Below are 18,265 nucleotides of genomic sequence, written 5' to 3'. Positions count from 1 at the left end.
GTAGGGTGAAATGCTGCGCTGCTGATTCGGGGTCGATCGGCGAGAGATGGGTCCCGACTCAGCGGAGCAGCGCTATGCGCTGCACCGCGTCCGGGACACGAAAGGGCCCGAGGTGGCTCTATTGCGCTAGCTGCAATTCGTGACCTGGTTGGAGTAAAGCGCGCGCCACCAGCCGCGCACGCCGTCGTGGCTCTCGACCAGACCCCAGAAGCCGCTGCAGGCGAGGAGGCGCTTGGGTCCGCCGTCGCCGTCGATCGGGCCGCCGAGCTCGCGCTGCGCCGGCATCCAGTTGGCGTCGACGAAGGGCGCCTGGAACAGGCCGCCCGCGCGCGTGCCGCCATTGGCGTAGTTCGCGCCGATCTTGCTCGCCGCAACCCAGCCGCGCCCGGCATAGGGCTTTGGCGCGTTGCGCGGATATCGCTTCTCGTCCTCGTAGTCCTTGCCAGGCGGCCTTGCACCTTCGATCAGAAACCAGCCTTTCTTGAAGCCGATGATGCGGAATTCGGTGAGCCAGCCGCCGTCGGGCGTGTTCTCGGCGCCGCCCAGTTTGAGCCGGTAGGGCGGCGGCAGCGTGCCGAGCACGCGCGCCGTCGTTGACGGCTCGGCGCGCACGTTGAGCCCGTGTGGATCCTTGTCGATGGACCAGGCGTCGAGACTGCAGGGCTCGGTGCGATCGGGAAGCGTCCTGCGCTTTCCGGCAAGCTCGGCGTGCAGCTTGGAGAAGTCGCTGTCATCGCGATCCGGATCGCTGCGCGGCTTGATCTCGGCTGACAAGGCGCGTGTCGCATCCGGTGTCAGCGCGGCGACGAGGGTCTGGCGTGCGGCGAACACGCTGGCCGGTGTCTTCGGATCATTCGAGGTTGCCGGATAGACCGCGAGATAGCCGGTCGAGCCTTCGGTGCGATACGCAGTGCCGGCAACGTAGCCGGCGGGCACCATGGCGAGCGCGCTTGCGCGCCACGCCGGCCCGGTGTCGTCCGCGCGCGCCGCTTGCGTCGCGACGGACAGGATCGCCGCCGCGATGAGACGGAGCACGCGCATGATGGTGCGCGGCCTTACGCGCGTGAGCCCGTGAACGGGAAGCTGCCCATCGGGCCGATGCCCATCTCGCCGCTGATGCTGTCGCCGGCGACGGTGCCCGTGAATTCGAGCGTAAGCGGCATCGGCTTGTCGATCGAGACCTTCCAGGAGACGTTGTCGCCGGAGACGGTGCCGTCGAAAATCTCGGCGGTATTACCTTCCGCGCCCTGCGTGCCCGTGAGCGTGCCGCCGGCGGCCTTCAGGCTCAGCGTCGCCTGGCGCTCGCCCATCGGCGTCGTCATGGTCAGATTCCAGTTGCCGTCTACGGCCATTCCCGTCTCCCGAACAAATCCCGCTGACCGCGACGATCCGCAGCCAGTCCTGGAGCCGAGCCTATAGCCCAACTCGCAGCTCCTGCCTAACCCTCGAATAGGGCATTTAGGCGCGGGCGGCGGCGCGCCGGCGGTTGGTGACGATCAGCCGCAGAACGAAGTACTGCACAGCAAAGGCCAGGATCTTGGCGCCGCCTGCGACCACCATGAGATAGAACGCCCACAGCTTCAGATCGCCGGTGGCGGCGACCGCCATCATGCCGGCGCCGATCACGAACATCAGCACCGCCCAGGCATAGCCCGCAACGGTGACATATTCCGGAACGGTCTCGACGATGACGGGAGGCATGTAGCGCAGCATCCAGCCGCGCTTGAGCATGATCGCGCCGATCGCGAAATGTGCGATCGAGGGTTTTGCCAGCATGAGCGCGGATCATTGGTCAGCAGCGTGATACCGCCCAGCACGACGACCAGAGCGAGGCTCGCATAGGTCATGTAGTGGAGCGGTTGTCCCTTGAGGCGCGCATAGATCACCTGCGCGATCGCGCCGGCAATCGCCACCGCCGTTGCGAGGATCACGTTGTCTGTGACGAGATAGACGGCCAGGAAGATGATAACGGAGAGGAGGTCGGAGGCGAGGCGGGCGAATACGTCCTTCATCGTCATTCCTGTTCAGCGGCGCGGGCAAGGCGCGGACCGGCGCACCCTACTTGATCCGGCGATACCCGGCATATCACTTTGTGAGGACAGGCGCGCCGTTGCGAGATGGCGCAGGGGCCCCATAAACCGACCGGAACGCCCAGGTCGGGACCCCGCAGCGCGGGATTCGGAACCGCAATAGCCGGAGCGGCGCGGTCAAGACAGGGAGCCGCGCCGGTCAACCATCTCTTACAATGTCAAGACGACGTAAGCGACCTCCAGAAAATGAAGTGCTGCAGCGAGCTGGTCGGTCATCTCGTCGATCAATCCTGTCCAGGGCAGGGGCGGCAACATCGGGAGTGTGGCGGCGAGTAGAAAGCCGGCAGCGAGCAGGATGCCGCCTTCGAAGAACGTGAGGCTTCGCCGGCGTAGCCGGATCGCCAGGAATGCAAGTGCAGCGCCCGCCAGGGCGAGGACAGCGACGGAGTGCGCGGCGATCGGGAGCATGTGCATCGGGCCTCCTTGATGACGCAATATTCACGGGGATTCCGGGCTCGCGCCCGCGTTGCGCCCCGCATTGAAGGCTACGCCGCCCCGACCCAATTGCCGTGGAAGCCATCGGGCACGCGGTGGCCGAGCTGCACCAGCGCGACGGGACCCGCCTCGACGTCGGTGGCGTTGAACACCGCGAGGTCGCTGCGGTTCTCTCGCGCCCGCCAGACCACCGCGAGCAGCCAGCCATCGCCCTCGGCCGCATCCTTCGCGCGCTCGACGAACACGGGCTCGGAGATGGTGTCGCCGGAAGGCAGCAGATATTGGCCGAGCCGTCTGCCGTTGCCGTCGACGTGGACGATGCCAGAGAGTGCGCCGAACATCGGCAGTTTCGGATTGGCGCAGGCGTACCAGCCGTGACGGCTCTTCAGTCCGGCCCGGCGGTCGTCGATGCGCGGGAATTCGCCGGTGAGATCGTCGAGATAAGTCTGCTGGAAGCGGTCGGTATTGCCCGAGAGGTCGAACGTCCAGCGGCAGAGGCGTGCGCGCGACTTCTCCGGATCGGTCGGCCGGCCATCGGGATGCGGAAACAGCGGCGCTTGCTCGAACTGCATGACGTCCGCGACGATGCGATTGTCGTCCTCCCACGCGTTCATGACGTGGAAGACGTAGCAGGCTTCGGCACGGAACCAGACGATGTCCTTTGCGGTGCCGCTGCGCTTCATCACGCCGACATAGGCGCCCTTGTCCGGCTCCCAGGCGTAGGGCGGCCGCCCGCTCATGGCGCGCTCCATGCTGCCGGTAATGGGAAGAATCGGAAACAGCACATGGTTCGCGGTGACGATGAAGTCGTGCACCATGCTGGCATAGGGCGCCTCGAACCGTTCGAAGCGCGTCGCCTTGCCGGAGGCATCGATCGAGCCGTAGGAGAGGGCAGGGGTCAACGGACCGGCGGCGTTGTAGCCGAAGAACACCAGCTCGCCGGTGATGGGATCGATCTTCGGGTGCGCCGTAAAGCTGCCGGCGACGCGGCCCTGATAGTTGTGATAACCGCGCGTCGCCAGCGTGCCCGGCTCGATCTCGGTCGGCAGATGCGCCTCTTCCAGCGCGAGCAGCTTGCCGGCATGGAAGATGATGTTGGTGTTGGCGACGCCGCCGTCGGTGAGATCAGCCGGGGCATCCGGCAGCTTGCGGCCGAAGCCGCCGAACAAAGCGCGGCCGGCGTCGTGCTCGGCAAGCCATTTCGGCGTGCGGACCCAGCGGTTGCGATAGCTGGCGCGTCCGTTCTCGAGGTGGAAGGCGTGCAGCATGCCGTCGCCGACGAACCAGTGCGCGCCGGGCGATTCGAATTGTGGGTTGGGGCCGTTGCGATAGAGCGTGCCGTTCAGATCGCGCGGCAATTCGCCGATGATCTTGAGGAAGGGCGCATCGGCCTCGAACGGGATCGATGCGATATTGTTGCGGCGCTCGGCGGTGGCGTCGTTCTGCACGGCATATCCCTCCCTATCTTTACATCGTAAAGATCAGATAGCGCCGATCGCCAGGTCGGTCAAGCGAAATCTTTACACTGTCAATATTGCGTCATATAGCTTGCAAATGGCCAAGACCGACACCAAGAGCGAAACCACGCGAGGCTCGCGCCCCCGCCGAAGCGCGACGCCGATTACTGCATCGCGACCGACGCGGCGCACGGCGAGCGCGAAGACCGAGACGCCATACCATCACGGCGCCTTGCGTGAAGCGCTGCTCCAGGCTGCCGAACGTGTGCTGGAGCGTGACGGGCTCGGCGGCCTGACCTTGCGGGCGGTCGCGCGCGAGGCGGGCGTTTCGCATGCCGCGCCTACCCATCATTTCGGCGATCTCACCGGCCTCCTCAGCGAGCTTGCGGCCGTGGGCTTCCGCCAGTTCAACGCGGCGATGACCGCCTCGTGCGATGCCGCCACCACGCCGCTCGAAGCCGCGCTGGCGCGGCCGAAGGCCTATGTCGCCTATGCGCAGGCTCATCCCGGCATGTACGGCATCATGTTCCGCAGCGAACGTCTCGATTATTCGAGGCCCTCTCTGCACGAGGCGGCCGAAGCTTCCTTCGCGGGACTTGCGAATGCGATCGGCATGATGCGGCAGGAGCAGATCAGCGGCGACGCGCTGACGCTGAATCAGGGCGCCGCCATCGCGCGCGCCTGGTCGATGGTGCACGGCTTCACCATGCTGCTGCTCGACGGCCGGCTCGAGGATATCCTCGAGCGGCTCCCCGAGGGGACCACGGCCGAACGCCTGCTCGAGGCGATGCTGACCGCGCCCATCACGAGCAAACCGCCCGGACACTGATCCATCAAGGATCAACGCAACCCTTGCCGTGATCAGGCGTTGACGCCGAATGGCAAGAACAGCACGCGCTCCCTGGAAACGCGCCAATCCGCGGAAGCGGACCGGCGAGGCCTCCAAGCACCTCAGTCCCGCAAAGAAATCGGCGGCGAAAGCGCGCGCCCGCCGCGCCGGCCGCCGCTATCCCAACCTCGTGGACAACATGCGCATGGCAGCAAAGAAGACCTCCAGGAAGAAGGCCTCGAAGAAAGCTTCGAAATCGAAATCCTCGAAAGCAAAGAAGACGTCCGCGAGGAAGACCCGCAAACGCACCGCGAAGAAGGCCAAGTCTCGCAGGCGCAGCGCATCCGCGCGCGAGAAGGATCCCCGCGGCGGCCTGACCGCGGCTGGCCGCAAGGCCTTTGCGCGCAGGCAGGGCGCCGATTTGCGGCCGGGCGTCACCAAGAAAGAGTCGGAGATGACGCCGCAGGAGATGCGGCGGAAAGGAAGCTGGGCCGTGCGCTTCTATGGTCGCGCCAAGCTGCCGCCGCTGGTCGATGCAAAGGGGCGGCCGACCCGCCACGCGCTGTCGGCGCATGCCTGGGGCGAGCCAGTTCCGAAAACGGTCGCGGCGGCGCGGCGCATCGCTGCGAAAGGAGAGCGTCTGCTGGCGCGCTATCGGCGGGCCAAGTCGGGAGGCTAGCGCATCGTTGCCAGTTCGACGGCGCGGCCGCGCGTGCCGATGATCTTCACCTCGTCCTCGCCGCAAGCGAAGCCGCGGGCGAAATCGTCCGCCGCCTTGCGCGCCAGCTCGTTGGCGGTGGGATTGGCGATCGCATCGACATAGGCGACGTGGCAGACCGGGCCGGGCGGCAGGCGGGTCACGACCAGCATGGCTTTGGTGTTGGGCCGTCCCTGCTTGTCGGGATCGCCGTTGTCGGCGATGTGCCAGCGCTGGATGATCGCGAACGGCTTTGCGCCCACCGCGCGCCATTCGATCGTGGTCTCCGACGAATTGAACGGTGCGAACCAGGCCTTGGCCGCCGGTTCCTCGGCCGCTTGCTTGCGATTGCGGCCGACCGAGACGATTTCGCGGAGATCGTCCTCGGCGATCAGCACCATGAGCCCGCCCTTGCCCGGACAGACCCGCGTGGTGCTGCCGTCGAGGTCGCTGGGCTTGCCGATCTGGCGGCAATCTTTTGACGCCGTCGAGGTGTAGGTGCTGCCCACGGATTGGGCGTCGGCGCCGGTCAGGCCGATGCAGGTCATCAGGACGGCAAGACCTATGCTGGTGCGGTTCATCATGAGGCTTCGAGGCAGTGGGAACTTGATCCCATCAGACGTCTTGATTGTGGGCAAGGTTCAAACAGGCGTGGGATATACCTGACAGCGCCGCGGAATCGTTCTAGAAGAGCGGCTTCGCTTGGGCTTCTCCCGCCTCGTTCGCGTCCTCATTTTCTCGATCATGCCAGCCATCTCGAACAAACCTTATCGTGTCGGCCGCTCCAAGACCGGACTCGGCCTCTTCGCCACCAAGCCGATCAAGAAGGGCACCAGGATCATCCGCTATTTCGGACCGATCCTGGATTCGCGGATTCCAGCGCACGACGAGATCGAGAACAAGTACCTGTTCGAGCTCAACGGGCGCTGGACCATCGACGGTTCGGTGCGCAAGAATCTCGCCCGCTACATCAACCATTCCTGCCGGCCCAACGCCGAGTCCGACGTCCGGCCGCGCGAGCGCAAGGTGTTCATCCGCGCCATCAAGAACATCGAGCCGGGCGACGAGATCAACTACGATTACGGCACCGACTATTTCAAAGCCTATCTGAAGCCGATCGGCTGCAAGTGCGAGTCCTGCGAGAGGAAGCGCAAGAAGCTGCGCGCCGAAGCGCGGGCCGAACGTGCCAAGGTGAAGGCGCGCAGCGAGCGCAAGGCCGAGAAGGCGGGCGCGAAGGGCCTCAAGAACAAGGCGGCCAAGAAGAAGCTCAACGGTCACGCCGTCGGCAAGGCCCGCGCGCGGGCCTAGCCCCACTCGTGCCCCGGACGCGGCGCAGCGCTCTTCGGCGGTGCGCCGCAGAACCGGGGTCCATTACAATCTGGGTCCCGGCTCTGCGCCGCAACGCCGAAGCGTTGCAGCGCGTCCGGGACAAGAGCGGCCTTCACGCCGCCGCCACACTCCCGCTCTTTCGCAATCCCACATATTGCAGCTCGGCGAACACGCCGGTCGCGATCGCCTGCGCCACGACCATGAGCTCGCCGGCGAGGTTCGGCGACACTGCGCCGGAGAGCAGCAGCGCGATGCTGCCGACGGTCCAGGCCGCGTTGCCGACCACGACCAGCAGCACCAGCGCCTTCGCCACCGCGGCGCGCGAAGCGAGCCAGCCGACCAGCGCGGCGTAGCCGATCAGGAACAGGCCGGTCTCGCGCAGCAGCGCCTCGGGCAGGTTGAAGAGCGCAGCGAACGTGCTCGCGCCGAAGGTGAAGCCGAGGGCGGCGACGCCGCTGAAGACGGCATCGGCGAACAGGGCGCGGCGGAGGAAGGTGGATGCAACGATCATGGTAGGTCTCCTTGCTTGGGGTGGGGTGGGGCTCAATGCCATCCGCGCCACCAGGCGCGGAGCAGGCGGGCGAGACGGTAGGGGCAGAGGCTTCTGCCGACGCCGTGCTCGAAGGCGATGACCTGTGCGACCACATAATCGCCGGTCGAATGCACCAGCGGCTCGGGCACGTTGAGGCTGCGCGCCAGCATGCGGGTCGCGAGCGCCATGGCCCAGGGAACGAGGTGGTCTGCGATGGTCCGGTAGAGCAGCAGCGCGATCATGGTCATCTCCTGTTGCAACAGAAGATGCGCCGGCCCGCGGGCCAATTCGATTACCTCAGGGGTAAGGCAGGGCGCTATTCAGGGCACTGTGGGACGTTCGACGCAGCTCGCAATTCGCGTGAAATCGCGGTGGTCCTGGCTACGTCGAGGCGCCGAACAGCCGCCGCAATGCCGGCAGCCACTCGCCTGTCATCGTGAATTCGAGCCCGAGTCGGGCTCCGCAGGCGATCGCCAGCAGGGTGATCGGCGCCGAGACGGCGAGGGTCGAGAACGCGGTCAACCCTTGCCCGATCGTGCATCCCATCGACAGGACGCCCCCGATGCCCATCAGGAGCGCGCCGGTCATGTGACGCTTCAATTCGCGGGCGTCGTCGCAGGCCTCCCAACGGAAGCCGCGCGCGAGCATCGCCGCGGCGAATGAGCCTGCCACCACGCCTGCGACGGAGCCGATGCCAAAATTCAGACGCGCCCCGGAGAAGGTCGCGATGTAGAGGATGGTGTCGCCGAGCGGCGCGACGAAGCTGAGCGAGGAGACTCGGACGGGATCGAATTCGTCATCGGCAAGCCAGCCGGTCGCGAACCAGCCGAATGCGATCGCGGCGCCGACGGCAAGGCCGGAGGCCAGCAGTCGGGGCGATCGCAGCAGCCTGCCGTCGGCGAGGGCCCAGACGGCGAGCGCAGTGGCGATCGACACGACGAGCAGCGCGCGCATCGCGCCGCCCGCGCCGAGAAGCGAGGCCAGCCTCTGGTCGGTGCCTGCGGAGAGCCGCAGCGACAACGGCTCGACCAGCATCACGCGCAGTATGCCCGTGATCCCGCGCATGGTTGCGAGCGCCGAGAGGCCGAGCACCAGAAAGACCACGATGGCGCGCAGATCTCCGCCGCCGACGCGGACCAACGTGCCGAAGCCGCAGGTGCCGACCAGCGCCATGCCGATGCCGAACATCAGCCCGCCCAGAATCGCACCGCCAAGCCCGATCGACGGCGTCAGGTAGATCGACCGCGACAGATCGATGATGCCGAATTCGGCCAGCGCCTGGGTCGCCAGCAGCGCCACGGCCGCGGCCAGCGCAAAGGATTTCAGCCGGCGCAGATCCGACCCGAAGAACGCATCCTCGAGCATCGCCAGGGTGCAAAATCGTCCCGCGCGACCCGCGACACCGAGCATGGCGCCGGCTGCAAGCCCGCATGCGAACGCTATGGTCGACGGGTTCAGCATTCCTCCCGGAGATGTTTGTTGTCCTTCCGGTCAGCTTGCGCCGGAGGGTTGTGGAAAGCCAGAGCGGATAATTACCGGCGCCGCCGGCGCACCGGCTCGCAGAACACGTCGTAGACGGCGGTCAGTATCTTGCGGACGTCCTCGCTGGCGAGGCTGTAATAGATAGTCTTGCCGTCGCGGCGGGTGGTGACCAGACGGTCGAGCCTCAGCCGCGCGAGCTGCTGGGATACCGTCGATTGCCGCTCGCCGAGGAATTGCTCGAGCTCGGTCACTGACTTCTCGCCCTCGGCGAGGATGCAGAGCAGCAGCAAGCGGGATTCATGCGACAGCGCCTTGAGCATGTCGCTCGCCTCGCGCGCCTTCTCGATCATCTGCTCGAGTTCGGCGGATCCCTCGATCTCCTTCAGCTTTGGCAACGGCATCGCGTCAAGTTCCTCATGACATCTCTGGTCACGACCTGCCCGGCATCGATCCCGAACCCGTCAGGATGCGGTTCAGCAGGCCGAAGAAGAAGGTATCCCCCGGATAGCCGCGAATGCGGCCGATCTCCCGGCCCTCTTTTACCACGACGAAGGTCGGCGTGAAGGCACCCGGATCGATTCCGGAGAGATCGGCCGGCAGGGGACGGCCGAGATCGACGCGGCGCAGCGGCGCGGCCTGGCTTTCCTCGGTCTTGCCGTAGATCGGCGCAATCTCGGAATCAAAGCGCGCACACCAGACGCAACCGGCCCGCTCGAACATGACCAGCTCGGCCGCGCGGGACCCCGTCGCCGGCAGGGCGAGCGTGATCGCGGCCAGGAGCAATGCCGAGAGAAATTCGACGTGTCGGCTCATCCCGCGCCATGACCTCCGGACTTCGGCCCTCTGGACTTCCTTAGCTCTTTATATCATTAAATTCGTATATGTAATAGGTGGGAGGCAATGACCTTGGATGTCACGCTTGGGGCGGCCTTTGTCGCTGGCCTGTTGTCGTTTCTGTCACCCTGCATCCTGCCGCTGGTCCCGCCGTTCCTGTGCTACATGGCCGGTGTCTCGGTCTCCGATCTCTCCGATGGGCAGCCCGCATTGCGGCCGCGCATCCTGGTCTCTGCATTGGCCTTCGTGACCGGCTTCTCGCTGGTCTTCGTCGCGCTGGGTTCGACCGCCTCGATTGCGGGGCGCTTCATCTCCGCCCATATCTCGACGCTCGGCATCGTCGCGGGCGCCCTGATCGTCTTGATGGGTCTGCACTTCCTCGGCGTGCTCAGGATCCCGCTGCTGTATCGCAGCGCGACGCTGCAGGTCGAGAACCGGCCTGCCGGTGTTGCGGGCGCCTTCGTCATGGGTCTGGCGTTCGCGTTCGGCTGGACACCTTGTGCAGGTCCCATCCTCGCGGCCGTCCTGTTCATGGCGGGGTCCGAGGACACCACGGCGAGGGGGGCTCTGCTGCTGCTGTCCTATTCGGCAGGGACCGGCATTCCCTTCCTGATCGCTGCCGCTTTCACCGGTCGCTTCGTCGCCGCGCTTGGCCGTGCCCGCCGGCACCTGGCCCTGGTGGAGAAGACGATGGGCGCCTTTCTGGTTGCGACCGGATTGATGTTCCTGACCGGCTTGATGCCAGCCGTCTCGGAATGGCTGCTGCAGCATTTCCCTGCATTGACCAGCATCGGTTGACCATCACGGTTTCAGCCGAAGCGGAAATCGATGAGCTGCGCGTAAGACTGCAGCTCGATCAGGTAGCGATGGACCAGCGGCCCGTCGCCGGCCATCGCCGCACGGGAGATCTCGGTGCTGCTGGCGATCGCACCGTCGATCAGCCGACGGAACTCGCTCGTTTCAGCAACGTCCGCCCGGGCCCAATCGTTGCAGCGTTGCAGACGGTCGCGCAACGCGCTTGCGCTGGCGATGGTATCCTCGGCCCGTGCCGGGGCGGGGTGCTCGCCGTAGTGCGTGGCCGCGACCCGCAGTCTGTCCATCGCGGGTGCGATCTCGAAGACGCAATCGGCAAGATCGTAGAGGCTGGATCGACGCCTGAGGTCGTGGAACGACCGGCGGAGCAGGAGCAGCTCTCGTCCGGCGGCGACAACGTCACCGCCATCGAGTGCCCGCGCGACCGCACCCAGCTGCTCGCTGCCGCGGCCGAGAAATTCCGTCAGCGCGGCAGGCGTGTAAGCGGGGCTGGGAGAGGGCGCATTTGTCGCGAGCTGCTTCCAGGCCGCCGTGGCCTGTTCGACTTCCATCTGCGCCAGCGCGATGTTTCCGGTCCGCGCATAGCTCGCGGCGCTGCGCAGATTGGCCCTGATCGGCTGCATCGCCGCTGCGAAATCTTTCGCAGGGTCGCCCTGGGCGCCAAGCGCAAGCGCTCCGGAGGCCAGCCACGTCAACAGCACGATGATGCAGCGCAAGATGGGAAATCCTTGTTACATTCGAGTATTCGAATATTATAATGGACCGGCTTCGACCCGCAATGTTGTCCAAGGTTGAAATTCCCGATGCATCTCTTCAGGCCGACGCGGCGAGATCTTCTGGCACTGGCTCCGGGGGCCGCGATTGCCGCAAGCTGCCGCGTGGCCGTGGCCGAACCCGCGCTCGGAGACGACGGGCTCTACCACGAGCCCTGGTTTCTGCAGAGCTTTCTCGATCTGCGCGAGGATCTCGACAGCTCTGCCGCCAACGGCAAGCGCCTCGCCATCATGTGGGAGCTGCGCGGCTGTCCCTATTGCCGCGAAACGCATCTGGTGAATTTCGCCGATGCCGGCATTGCGAGCTACATCCGCGAGAATTTCGAGGTTCTCCAGCTCAATCTGATCGGATCCCGCAAGGTGACGGATTTCGACCGTCAGGAGCTGTCCGAGAAGGACCTTGCCCAGAAATACGGGATCAGGTTCACCCCGACGTTCCAGTTCTTCCCGCCAACATCCAGCGGCATCGAGAAACGGGAGCCGATGGCGCGAGAAGTCGCGCGGGCGCCTGGCTATCTGAAACCGCCGCATTTTCTCGCGATGTTTCGTTTCGTGCGGGATCGCGCCTACGAGCGCGGCTCGTTCAAGGACTTCCTCGCCGCCGGCGGCTAGTCCGACGCCGTACGCAAATATGTCTTGACGCCATCAAAGACATGATCATATCATAATAAATGAATGTGATGGATCGTCAGATTCGTCATGAACGAGGCGGGCGTCACCTCGCCATCCCTGGGGTAGGAAATATGCGGCGCTCGCTTGCGGCTGCGTTTGCTTGGTGTCTCACGATCGGAAGCGCCTGCGCGCAGGAGCCGATCAAGCTCGACGTCGTCGATGATTCTCTGCCGAAATCACTGACCGGCGCGCCCGGCGACGCCGCCGCCGGCAAGAAGGTGTTCCTGACGCGCACGCTCGGCAATTGCCTGGCCTGCCATCAGGTCACCAGCCTGAAATCCCAGGAATTCCATGGCGAGTTCGGCCCGTCGCTCGACGGTGTCGCCGGCCGCTATAGCGAGGCGCAATTGCGCCTCATCATCGCCGACCCCAAGCGCATCTTCACCGGCACGGTCATGCCCGCATTCTTCAAGAACGATGGGCTCAGCCGGGTGCGCCCGGAATTCGTCGGCAAGTCCATTCTGACGGCCGCGCAGGTCGAGGACGTCATCGCTTTTCTCAAGACGCTGAACTGACGGCGAGGAGGATCAGGAATGAAAGCCATCAATCGACGGCAGGCATTTGCACTCGGGGGCGGCTTCGTCATGCTGACCCTGATGCCCATGGCAGCCGATGCCGAGGTCTCGAACGACGCGGCGAAGTGGATCGAGAAGTTCACCGGCGGCAAGCAGCCGGCCAAGGGCAAGATTTCACTCGATCTGCCGGAAATCGCGGAGAACGGCAACACTGTGCCGCTGTCGATCAACATCGAGAGCCCGATGACCGCGGACTCCCACGTCAAGGACGTGCTGATCATCGCGGACGGCAACCCGAATGCGGGCGTGGCGACGCTGTCCTTCACGCCGCTGTCGGGCAAGGCGGAAGCCTCGATCCGGATCCGGCTCGCGTCCACGCAGAACGTGGTTGCGATCGCGAAGATGAGCGACGGTTCGCTGTTCACGGAGCAGAAGACCGTCAAGGTCACCATCGGCGGCTGCGGCGGCTAAGGGCTCAGGAGAAGACAGATGGCAGAAAAACCGCGCATCAAGCTTCCGAAGGAAGCCGCCAAGGGCGAGGTCATCCAGATCAAGACCCTGGTTTCGCACGTGATGGAATCGGGCCAGCGCAAGGATGCGCAGGGCAAGCCCATTCCGCGCAAGATCATCAACAAGTTCGCCTGCGAGTTCAACGGCAAGCCGGTGTTCGGCTGTGCGCTGGAGCCGGCGATCTCGGCCAACCCCTACATCCAGTTCGACGCCAGGATCGACGAGGCCGGCACGTTCAAGTTTTCCTGGACGGACGACGACGGCACGGTGATCACGGCCGAAGAGAAGATCGCGCTCAAGGCATGATGCGCATCGCGCATTGAGGGAGGCTCGAATGGCGCCACGATACACAGGGTTGGCCGCTGCGATCGTGGCCGCTGCATCGGTTGTAACGCTCGCATCCGCGGAGGAGGCCGAGCGCAAGGGCATCGCGGCGCCGCCCGGCCACGTCTTCAAGACCATCATTTCCGGCTACGAGTTCCGCAGCAAGGAGACCCGTGCGCTGCAGGACGACGATCTGGAAAATCCGGGGTTCCTCGCCGTAGAGCGCGCGGCGGAGGCCTGGAAGAAGGTCGAGGGCAGCGAGGGCAAGTCGTGCATGAGCTGCCACGGCGAGGCCGCGACCAGCATGAAGGGCGTCGGCGCCGCCATGCCGAAATGGGACGACAAGCTCAAGAAGCCGGTCAATCTCGAGCAGCGCATCAACATCTGCCGCAGCGAGCAGATGAAGGCGGAGCCCTGGAAATTCAAATCCCGGGAGCTGACCGACATGACCGCCTTCGTGCGCTACCAGTCGCACGGCATGAAGGTCGCGGTGAAGACCGACGGGCCGATGTCGCCCTGGTTCGAACGCGGCAAGCAGATCTATTACACGCGCTACGGCCAGCTCGATCTGGCCTGCGAATCCTGCCACGAGCGCAACAACGGCAAGTTCATGCGCGCCGATTTCCTGAGCCAAGGCCAGACCAACGGCTTTCCGACCTATCGGCTGCGCGACCAGCGCCTGGTGCCGCTGCATGAGCGTTTCGAGGGCTGCATGTTCGACGTCCGCGCCGAGCCGTTCAAGCCGCTCTCGGACGAATTCCTCGCGCTCGAGCTCTATGTGGCCTGGCGCGGCATCGGGTTGCCGGTCGAGACGCCGTCGGTGCGCAACTGAAACGATGAGATTGCAGGAGTCTTGCGCATGATCTCTCGCCGCGAGTTCATTCAGGTCGCCGCTGCAACGGCGGCCCTCTCGAGCGGTGTCGGCTCCGGCCTGACCCGGGCGGTCGCCCAGCAGCGCCTGACCGAGAAGGAATTGCTGGCATTCGAGCCGCTCGGCAACGTCACGCTGGTGCACGTGACCGATATCCACGGCCAGCTGATGCCGCTCTATTTCCGCGAGCCCTCGACCAATCTCGGAGTGGGCGAGGCCAAGGGCCTTCCGCCACACGTCACCGGTAAGGAGTTCTTGACGCGGTTCGGGATCGCGCCCGGCTCGTCGGCGGCCTACGCCCTGACGTCGGAGGATTTCGAGGCGCTGGCCAAGAGCTATGGCCGGATCGGCGGTCTCGATCGCGCCGCGACCGTGATCAAGTCGATTCGCGCCGAGCGCGGCGACAAGGTCGCGCTGCTCGACGGCGGCGACACCTGGCAGGGCTCGTGGTCGTCGCTGAAGACGCGCGGCCAGGACATGATCGACTGCATGGCGCTGCTGAAACCGGACGCCATGACCGGCCATTGGGAGTTCACCTACGGCACCGAGCGGGTCAAGCAGGCCATCGACGGCCTCGGCTTCCCGTTCCTCGGCCTCAATATCCGCGACACCGAATGGAACGAGGCGGCATTCGAAGCCTCGACCATGATCGAGCGCGGCGGCGTCAAGATCGCGGTGCTGGGCCAGGCCTTCCCCTATACGCCGGTCGCCAATCCGCGCTGGATGATTCCGACCTGGTCGTTCGGCGTGCGCGAGGAGGACGTGCAGGCGCAGGTCGACAAGGCGCGCAAGGGCGGCGCGCAGCTCGTCGTGCTGCTCTCCCACAACGGCTTCGACGTCGACCGCAAGCTCGCGAGCCGCGTCAAGGGCATCGACGTCATCCTGACCGGACATACCCATGACGCGCTGCCCGAGGCCGTCAAGGTCGGCAAGACCCTGCTGATCGCGTCGGGCTCTTCCGGAAAGTTCGTCTCGCGGCTCGATCTCGACGTCCGCGACGGCGAGGTGAAAGCTTACAGGTATAAGCTCATTCCGCTGTTCTCCGACGTGATCGCGGCAGACGCCGAGATGGCGGCCAAGATCGCCGAGGTGCGCAAGCCGTTCGCGCCCGATCTCGCCAAGGTGCTCGGCAGGACCGACTCGCTGCTCTACCGGCGCGGCAATTTCAACGGCACGTTCGACGATCTGATCTGCCAGGCGCTGCTGCAGGAACGCGACGCCGAGATCGCGCTGTCGCCCGGCTTCCGCTGGGGCACCAGCGTGCTGCCGGGGCAGGACATCACCTTCGAGGACGTCACCAACGCAACCGCGATCACCTATCCCGCGGTCTACCGCATGGGCATGACCGGCGCGCGGCTGAAGGAGATCATCGAGGATGTCGCCGACAATCTCTTCAACGTCGATCCCTACTACCAGCAGGGCGGTGACATGGTGCGGATCGGCGGACTGTCCTACGCGATAGACGTCGCCAAGCCGCAGGGGCAACGCATCTCGGACATGCAGATGGCCAAGACCGGCGCGCCGATCGATCCCGCTAGGGAATACCAGGTTGCGGGCTGGGCCAGCGTCAACGAAGGAACCGAGGGTCCGCCGATCTGGGACGTCGTCGCGAACTACCTGACGCGACAGAAAACCGTTCGGCTCGAACCCAACCGGGCCGTCAAAGTTACCGGAGCGTGAGAAGCGATGTCGAAGATGGACAGTTCCCGCCAATCCCGACGCAACTTCCTGGCCGCTGGGGCCGGTGTTGCCGCATCGGTGCTCGCCAAGCCCGCTCTTGCGGGCGGCGGCAATCCGGCCAATCAGCCGCCCAACGTGCCGGAATGGACCAGGTCGCTCGGCGAGGGCGTCGCCGTGCGTCCGTATGGCAAGCCGTCGAAATTCGAGAAGGACGTGGTGCGGCGCGACGTCGAATGGCTGACCGCCTCGCGCGAGTCCTCGGTGAGCTTCACGCCGCTGCACGAGCTCGAAGGCATCATCACCCCGAACGGGCTCTGCTTCGAGCGGCATCACGGCGGTATTGCCGAGGTCGATCCGGCTGATCATCGCCTGATGATCCACGGGCTCGTGGAGCGTCCGTTGATCCTCACGCTGGAGGAGCTGAAGCGCTACCCGCGCGTCAACCGCATCCACTTCATGGAATGCGCGGCGAACTCGGGCATGGAATGGCGCGGCGCCCAGCTCAACGGCTGCCAGTTCACCCACGGCATGATCCACTGCGTGCAGTACACCGGCGTGTCGCTGCGCACGCTGCTGGAGGAAGCCGGCGTCAAGACCAACGGAAAGTGGCTGCTGGTCGAGGGCGCCGATGCCGCCGCGATGGATCGCAGCCTGCCGATCGAGAAGGCCCTCGACGACTGCATGATCGCCTACAAGATGAACGGCGAGGCGCTCTATCCCGAGCAGGGCTATCCGATGCGCCTCGTGGTGCCGGGCTGGCAGGGCAATCTCTGGGTCAAGTGGCTGCGCCGCATCAAGGTCGGCGACCAGCCCTGGCACACCCGGGAGGAGACGTCGAAATACACGGACCTCATGCCGAACGGCAAGGCGCGCCGCTTCACCTGGTCGATGGACGCGAAGTCCGTGATCACGAGCCCGAGCCCGCAGGCGCCGATCAGGCACGGCAAGGGCTTCACCATCGTCTCCGGGCTCGCCTGGAGCGGAAACGGCAAGGTCAAGCGCGTGGATGTCTCGCTCGACGGCGGCCGCAACTGGTGGCCTGCGCGGCTCGACGGGCCGGTGCTCGACAAGGCATTGACGCGCTTCTATTACGAATTCGACTGGAACGGCGAGCCGCTGCTGTTGCAATCGCGCGTGCAGGACGAAACCGGATACGTGCAGCCGAGCAAGGCCGAGCTGCGCAAGATCCGCGGCGTCAACTCCATCTATCACAACAATGGCATCCAGACCTGGCATGTGCAGGCCAATGGTGAGGTCGAGAATGTCGAAGTCGCTTAAGCTCATCACGGCCGCGCTGCTCGCCTGCGCGCTGAGCGCGCCTGCGCTCGCGCAGCAAAAGGCGGATGCCAAGGGCGGGCCGCGCTATCACATCGGCCGCGCGCCGACCGCAGACGAGATCCGCGGCTGGGACATCGACGTGCGGCCCGACGGCCAGGGCCTGCCGGAAGGCAAGGGCACCGCCGCCCAGGGCGAGAAGCTGTTCATGGACAATTGCGCGAGCTGCCACGGCGAGTTTGGCGAGGGCAGCGGCCGCTGGCCTGTGCTGGCCGGCGGCAAGGGGTCGCTCACGAGCGACAATCCGGTCAAGACGGTGGGCTCGTACTGGCCCTACGCCTCCACCGTGTTCGACTACGTCAGGCACGCCATGCCCTATGGCAACACGGGGTCGCTGTCCGTCGACGAATATTATTCGCTGGTCGCCTACGTCCTCTATCTGAACGACGTGGTCACCGATCAGAATCTCGAGCTGAACAAGAAGACCCTTGCCACGATCAAGATGCCGAACGAGCAGGGCTTCGTGATGGACGATCGCGCCAGCAGCGAGAAGGCGTTCTGGCAGAAGGACCCCTGCATGAAGAACTGCATCGCCCCGGTGAAGATCACCGGGCGCGCTGCCGCCATCGACGTGACGCCTGAGGATGGCAAGGAGAAGAAGTCGCGGGGCGTGGAGTGAGACGCGGCCGGGCGAGCCGCCGCACGCTGCTGCATGCGGCTCTCGCTGTCGGCTCGCTCATCGCAATCTTTCCGGCCGCGGCCGAGGCCGCTGAGCCTCACAGGCTCGCGCTGCAGATCAGCGACGACGACCCGGTCAAGATGCGCGCCGTCCTCGATGTCGCCGCCAACGTCTCGCGGCATTATTCCGGACAGGGCGAGGACGTCGAGATTGCAGTGGTCGCCTTCAATGGCGGTCTCGACATGCTGCTCGACGACCGTTCGCCGGTGAGGGAGCGCCTGGTGAATTTCCTGAAATCGATGCCCAATGTGAGCTTCATTGCCTGCGGCAACACGCTGGAGACGCTGGCGGCGAAGGAGGGCAGGCGGCCTCCGCTGCTCGAAGGCATCAGCGTCGCCCAGGTCGGGGTTGCCGCGCTGATGGTTCTTGCCGAAAAGAACTGGACGATTGTCCGGCCGTAGGGAGATA

Annotated in this window: 24 protein-coding genes and 1 pseudogene; 13 read left to right on the top strand and 12 right to left on the bottom strand. The window is 65.3% G+C overall.

Annotated features, from left to right (window positions below):
* Nucleotides 1-126: 126 nt before the first annotated feature.
* The 5 genes and pseudogenes from WI560_RS21540 to WI560_RS21520 form a co-directional block, all read right to left on the bottom strand.
* Nucleotides 127-1,041 carry an SH3 domain-containing protein gene (locus WI560_RS21540; protein WP_375304763.1) on the bottom strand — a complete coding sequence of 305 codons (915 nt, stop codon included), beginning with the start codon at nt 1,039-1,041 and terminating at the stop codon, nt 127-129.
* A 14-nt stretch (nt 1,042-1,055) separates the two neighbouring features.
* Entirely contained in the window at nt 1,056-1,352 is a 297-nt protein-coding gene (locus WI560_RS21535) for a hypothetical protein (RefSeq protein WP_375304762.1), read from the bottom strand.
* Nucleotides 1,353-1,458: 106 nt separating this feature from the next.
* Nucleotides 1,459-2,012: pseudogene (locus WI560_RS21530) on the bottom strand (inner membrane-spanning protein YciB).
* Between the two features lie 228 nt (nt 2,013-2,240).
* Nucleotides 2,241-2,498 carry a hypothetical protein gene (locus WI560_RS21525; protein WP_375304761.1) on the bottom strand — a complete coding sequence of 86 codons (258 nt, stop codon included), beginning with the start codon at nt 2,496-2,498 and terminating at the stop codon, nt 2,241-2,243.
* Nucleotides 2,499-2,575: 77 nt separating this feature from the next.
* Nucleotides 2,576-3,973 carry a carotenoid oxygenase family protein gene (locus WI560_RS21520; protein WP_375304760.1) on the bottom strand — a complete coding sequence of 466 codons (1,398 nt, stop codon included), beginning with the start codon at nt 3,971-3,973 and terminating at the stop codon, nt 2,576-2,578.
* A 106-nt stretch (nt 3,974-4,079) separates the two neighbouring features.
* On the opposite strand from WI560_RS21520, the gene WI560_RS21515 reads away from it, so the two are divergent.
* Nucleotides 4,080-4,811 carry a TetR/AcrR family transcriptional regulator gene (locus WI560_RS21515; RefSeq protein ID WP_375304759.1) on the top strand — a complete coding sequence of 244 codons (732 nt, stop codon included), beginning with the start codon at nt 4,080-4,082 and terminating at the stop codon, nt 4,809-4,811.
* Nucleotides 4,812-4,860: 49 nt separating this feature from the next.
* On the top strand, nt 4,861-5,490 hold the full coding sequence (locus WI560_RS21510) for a DUF6321 domain-containing protein (protein ID WP_375304758.1): 630 nt from the start codon (nt 4,861-4,863) through the stop codon (nt 5,488-5,490).
* Here WI560_RS21510 and WI560_RS21505 read toward each other — a convergent pair.
* The gene (locus WI560_RS21505) at nt 5,487-6,092 is read right to left on the bottom strand and encodes a hypothetical protein (RefSeq protein WP_375304757.1); all 606 of its coding nucleotides are present in this window, start codon (nt 6,090-6,092) and stop codon (nt 5,487-5,489) included. The two genes, WI560_RS21510 and WI560_RS21505, sit on opposite strands and share 4 nt — an antisense overlap.
* A 160-nt stretch (nt 6,093-6,252) precedes the next feature.
* Here WI560_RS21505 and WI560_RS21500 point away from each other — a divergent pair, with 160 nt between their 5' ends.
* Entirely contained in the window at nt 6,253-6,816 is a 564-nt protein-coding gene (locus WI560_RS21500; RefSeq protein WP_257175480.1) for an SET domain-containing protein, read from the top strand.
* A gap of 133 nt (nt 6,817-6,949) precedes the next feature.
* Here WI560_RS21500 and WI560_RS21495 read toward each other — a convergent pair whose 3' ends face one another.
* The 5 genes from WI560_RS21495 to WI560_RS21475 all read right to left on the bottom strand — a co-directional run bounded on the left by WI560_RS21495 (nt 6,950) and on the right by WI560_RS21475 (nt 9,664).
* Complete coding sequence (locus tag WI560_RS21495) at nt 6,950-7,348, bottom strand: hypothetical protein (RefSeq protein WP_257175479.1); 399 nt, start codon at nt 7,346-7,348, stop codon at nt 6,950-6,952.
* A 32-nt stretch (nt 7,349-7,380) separates the two neighbouring features.
* Nucleotides 7,381-7,611, bottom strand: a complete 231-nt coding sequence (locus WI560_RS21490) for a hypothetical protein (protein WP_375304756.1) — start codon at nt 7,609-7,611, stop codon at nt 7,381-7,383.
* A 139-nt stretch (nt 7,612-7,750) separates the two neighbouring features.
* Nucleotides 7,751-8,830, bottom strand: coding sequence for a YeeE/YedE family protein (locus WI560_RS21485; protein ID WP_375304755.1), 1,080 nt, complete (start codon nt 8,828-8,830; stop codon nt 7,751-7,753).
* A gap of 71 nt (nt 8,831-8,901) precedes the next feature.
* Nucleotides 8,902-9,252, bottom strand: a complete 351-nt coding sequence (locus tag WI560_RS21480) for a metalloregulator ArsR/SmtB family transcription factor (RefSeq protein WP_028137430.1) — start codon at nt 9,250-9,252, stop codon at nt 8,902-8,904.
* 28 nt (nt 9,253-9,280) lie between these two features.
* Nucleotides 9,281-9,664 (bottom strand): thioredoxin, encoded by a 384-nt coding sequence (locus tag WI560_RS21475; protein ID WP_375304754.1) that lies wholly within the window; start codon nt 9,662-9,664, stop codon nt 9,281-9,283.
* A gap of 87 nt (nt 9,665-9,751) precedes the next feature.
* On the opposite strand from WI560_RS21475, the gene WI560_RS21470 reads away from it, so the two are divergent.
* Nucleotides 9,752-10,483 (top strand): cytochrome c biogenesis CcdA family protein, encoded by a 732-nt coding sequence (locus WI560_RS21470; protein WP_375304753.1) that lies wholly within the window; start codon nt 9,752-9,754, stop codon nt 10,481-10,483.
* Nucleotides 10,484-10,494: 11 nt separating this feature from the next.
* Here the strand turns inward: WI560_RS21470 and WI560_RS21465 are convergent, their stop codons facing one another.
* On the bottom strand, nt 10,495-11,214 hold the full coding sequence (locus WI560_RS21465; protein ID WP_375304752.1) for a hypothetical protein: 720 nt from the start codon (nt 11,212-11,214) through the stop codon (nt 10,495-10,497).
* Nucleotides 11,215-11,301: 87 nt separating this feature from the next.
* Here WI560_RS21465 and WI560_RS21460 point away from each other — a divergent pair, with 87 nt between their 5' ends.
* The 9 genes from WI560_RS21460 (at nt 11,302) to WI560_RS21420 (ending at nt 18,258) form a co-directional block, all read left to right on the top strand.
* Nucleotides 11,302-11,883: a SoxW family protein gene (locus WI560_RS21460; RefSeq protein WP_375304751.1), complete on the top strand. Its 582-nt coding sequence runs from the start codon at nt 11,302-11,304 to the stop codon at nt 11,881-11,883.
* Nucleotides 11,884-12,014: 131 nt separating this feature from the next.
* Nucleotides 12,015-12,458 (top strand): sulfur oxidation c-type cytochrome SoxX, encoded by a 444-nt coding sequence (gene soxX / locus WI560_RS21455; protein WP_257175473.1) that lies wholly within the window; start codon nt 12,015-12,017, stop codon nt 12,456-12,458.
* A gap of 18 nt (nt 12,459-12,476) precedes the next feature.
* Nucleotides 12,477-12,929: a thiosulfate oxidation carrier protein SoxY gene (soxY, locus tag WI560_RS21450; RefSeq protein ID WP_257196213.1), complete on the top strand. Its 453-nt coding sequence runs from the start codon at nt 12,477-12,479 to the stop codon at nt 12,927-12,929.
* Nucleotides 12,930-12,947: 18 nt separating this feature from the next.
* Nucleotides 12,948-13,274 carry a thiosulfate oxidation carrier complex protein SoxZ gene (gene soxZ, locus WI560_RS21445; protein WP_375304750.1) on the top strand — a complete coding sequence of 109 codons (327 nt, stop codon included), beginning with the start codon at nt 12,948-12,950 and terminating at the stop codon, nt 13,272-13,274.
* Nucleotides 13,275-13,302: 28 nt separating this feature from the next.
* Nucleotides 13,303-14,124: a sulfur oxidation c-type cytochrome SoxA gene (soxA, locus tag WI560_RS21440; protein WP_375304749.1), complete on the top strand. Its 822-nt coding sequence runs from the start codon at nt 13,303-13,305 to the stop codon at nt 14,122-14,124.
* Nucleotides 14,125-14,151: 27 nt separating this feature from the next.
* Nucleotides 14,152-15,843 (top strand): thiosulfohydrolase SoxB, encoded by a 1,692-nt coding sequence (gene soxB, locus WI560_RS21435; protein WP_375304748.1) that lies wholly within the window; start codon nt 14,152-14,154, stop codon nt 15,841-15,843.
* 6 nt (nt 15,844-15,849) lie between these two features.
* Entirely contained in the window at nt 15,850-17,121 is a 1,272-nt protein-coding gene (gene soxC, locus WI560_RS21430) for a sulfite dehydrogenase (protein ID WP_375304747.1), read from the top strand.
* On the top strand, nt 17,105-17,797 hold the full coding sequence (locus WI560_RS21425) for a c-type cytochrome (RefSeq protein ID WP_375304746.1): 693 nt from the start codon (nt 17,105-17,107) through the stop codon (nt 17,795-17,797). Before soxC ends, WI560_RS21425 begins: the two co-directional genes overlap by 17 nt.
* Nucleotides 17,794-18,258, top strand: a complete 465-nt coding sequence (locus WI560_RS21420) for a hypothetical protein (RefSeq protein ID WP_375304745.1) — start codon at nt 17,794-17,796, stop codon at nt 18,256-18,258. The genes WI560_RS21425 and WI560_RS21420 overlap by 4 nt, the downstream gene beginning before the upstream one ends.
* Nucleotides 18,259-18,265 lie beyond the last annotated feature (7 nt).

The sequence above is a fragment of the Bradyrhizobium sp. A11 genome, from assembly GCF_042077125.1.
GTDB lineage: Bacteria > Pseudomonadota > Alphaproteobacteria > Rhizobiales > Xanthobacteraceae > Bradyrhizobium > Bradyrhizobium japonicum_B.
The sequence above is the reverse complement of the archived record's forward strand: the minus strand, read 5'-3'. Positions and strand labels throughout refer to the sequence as shown.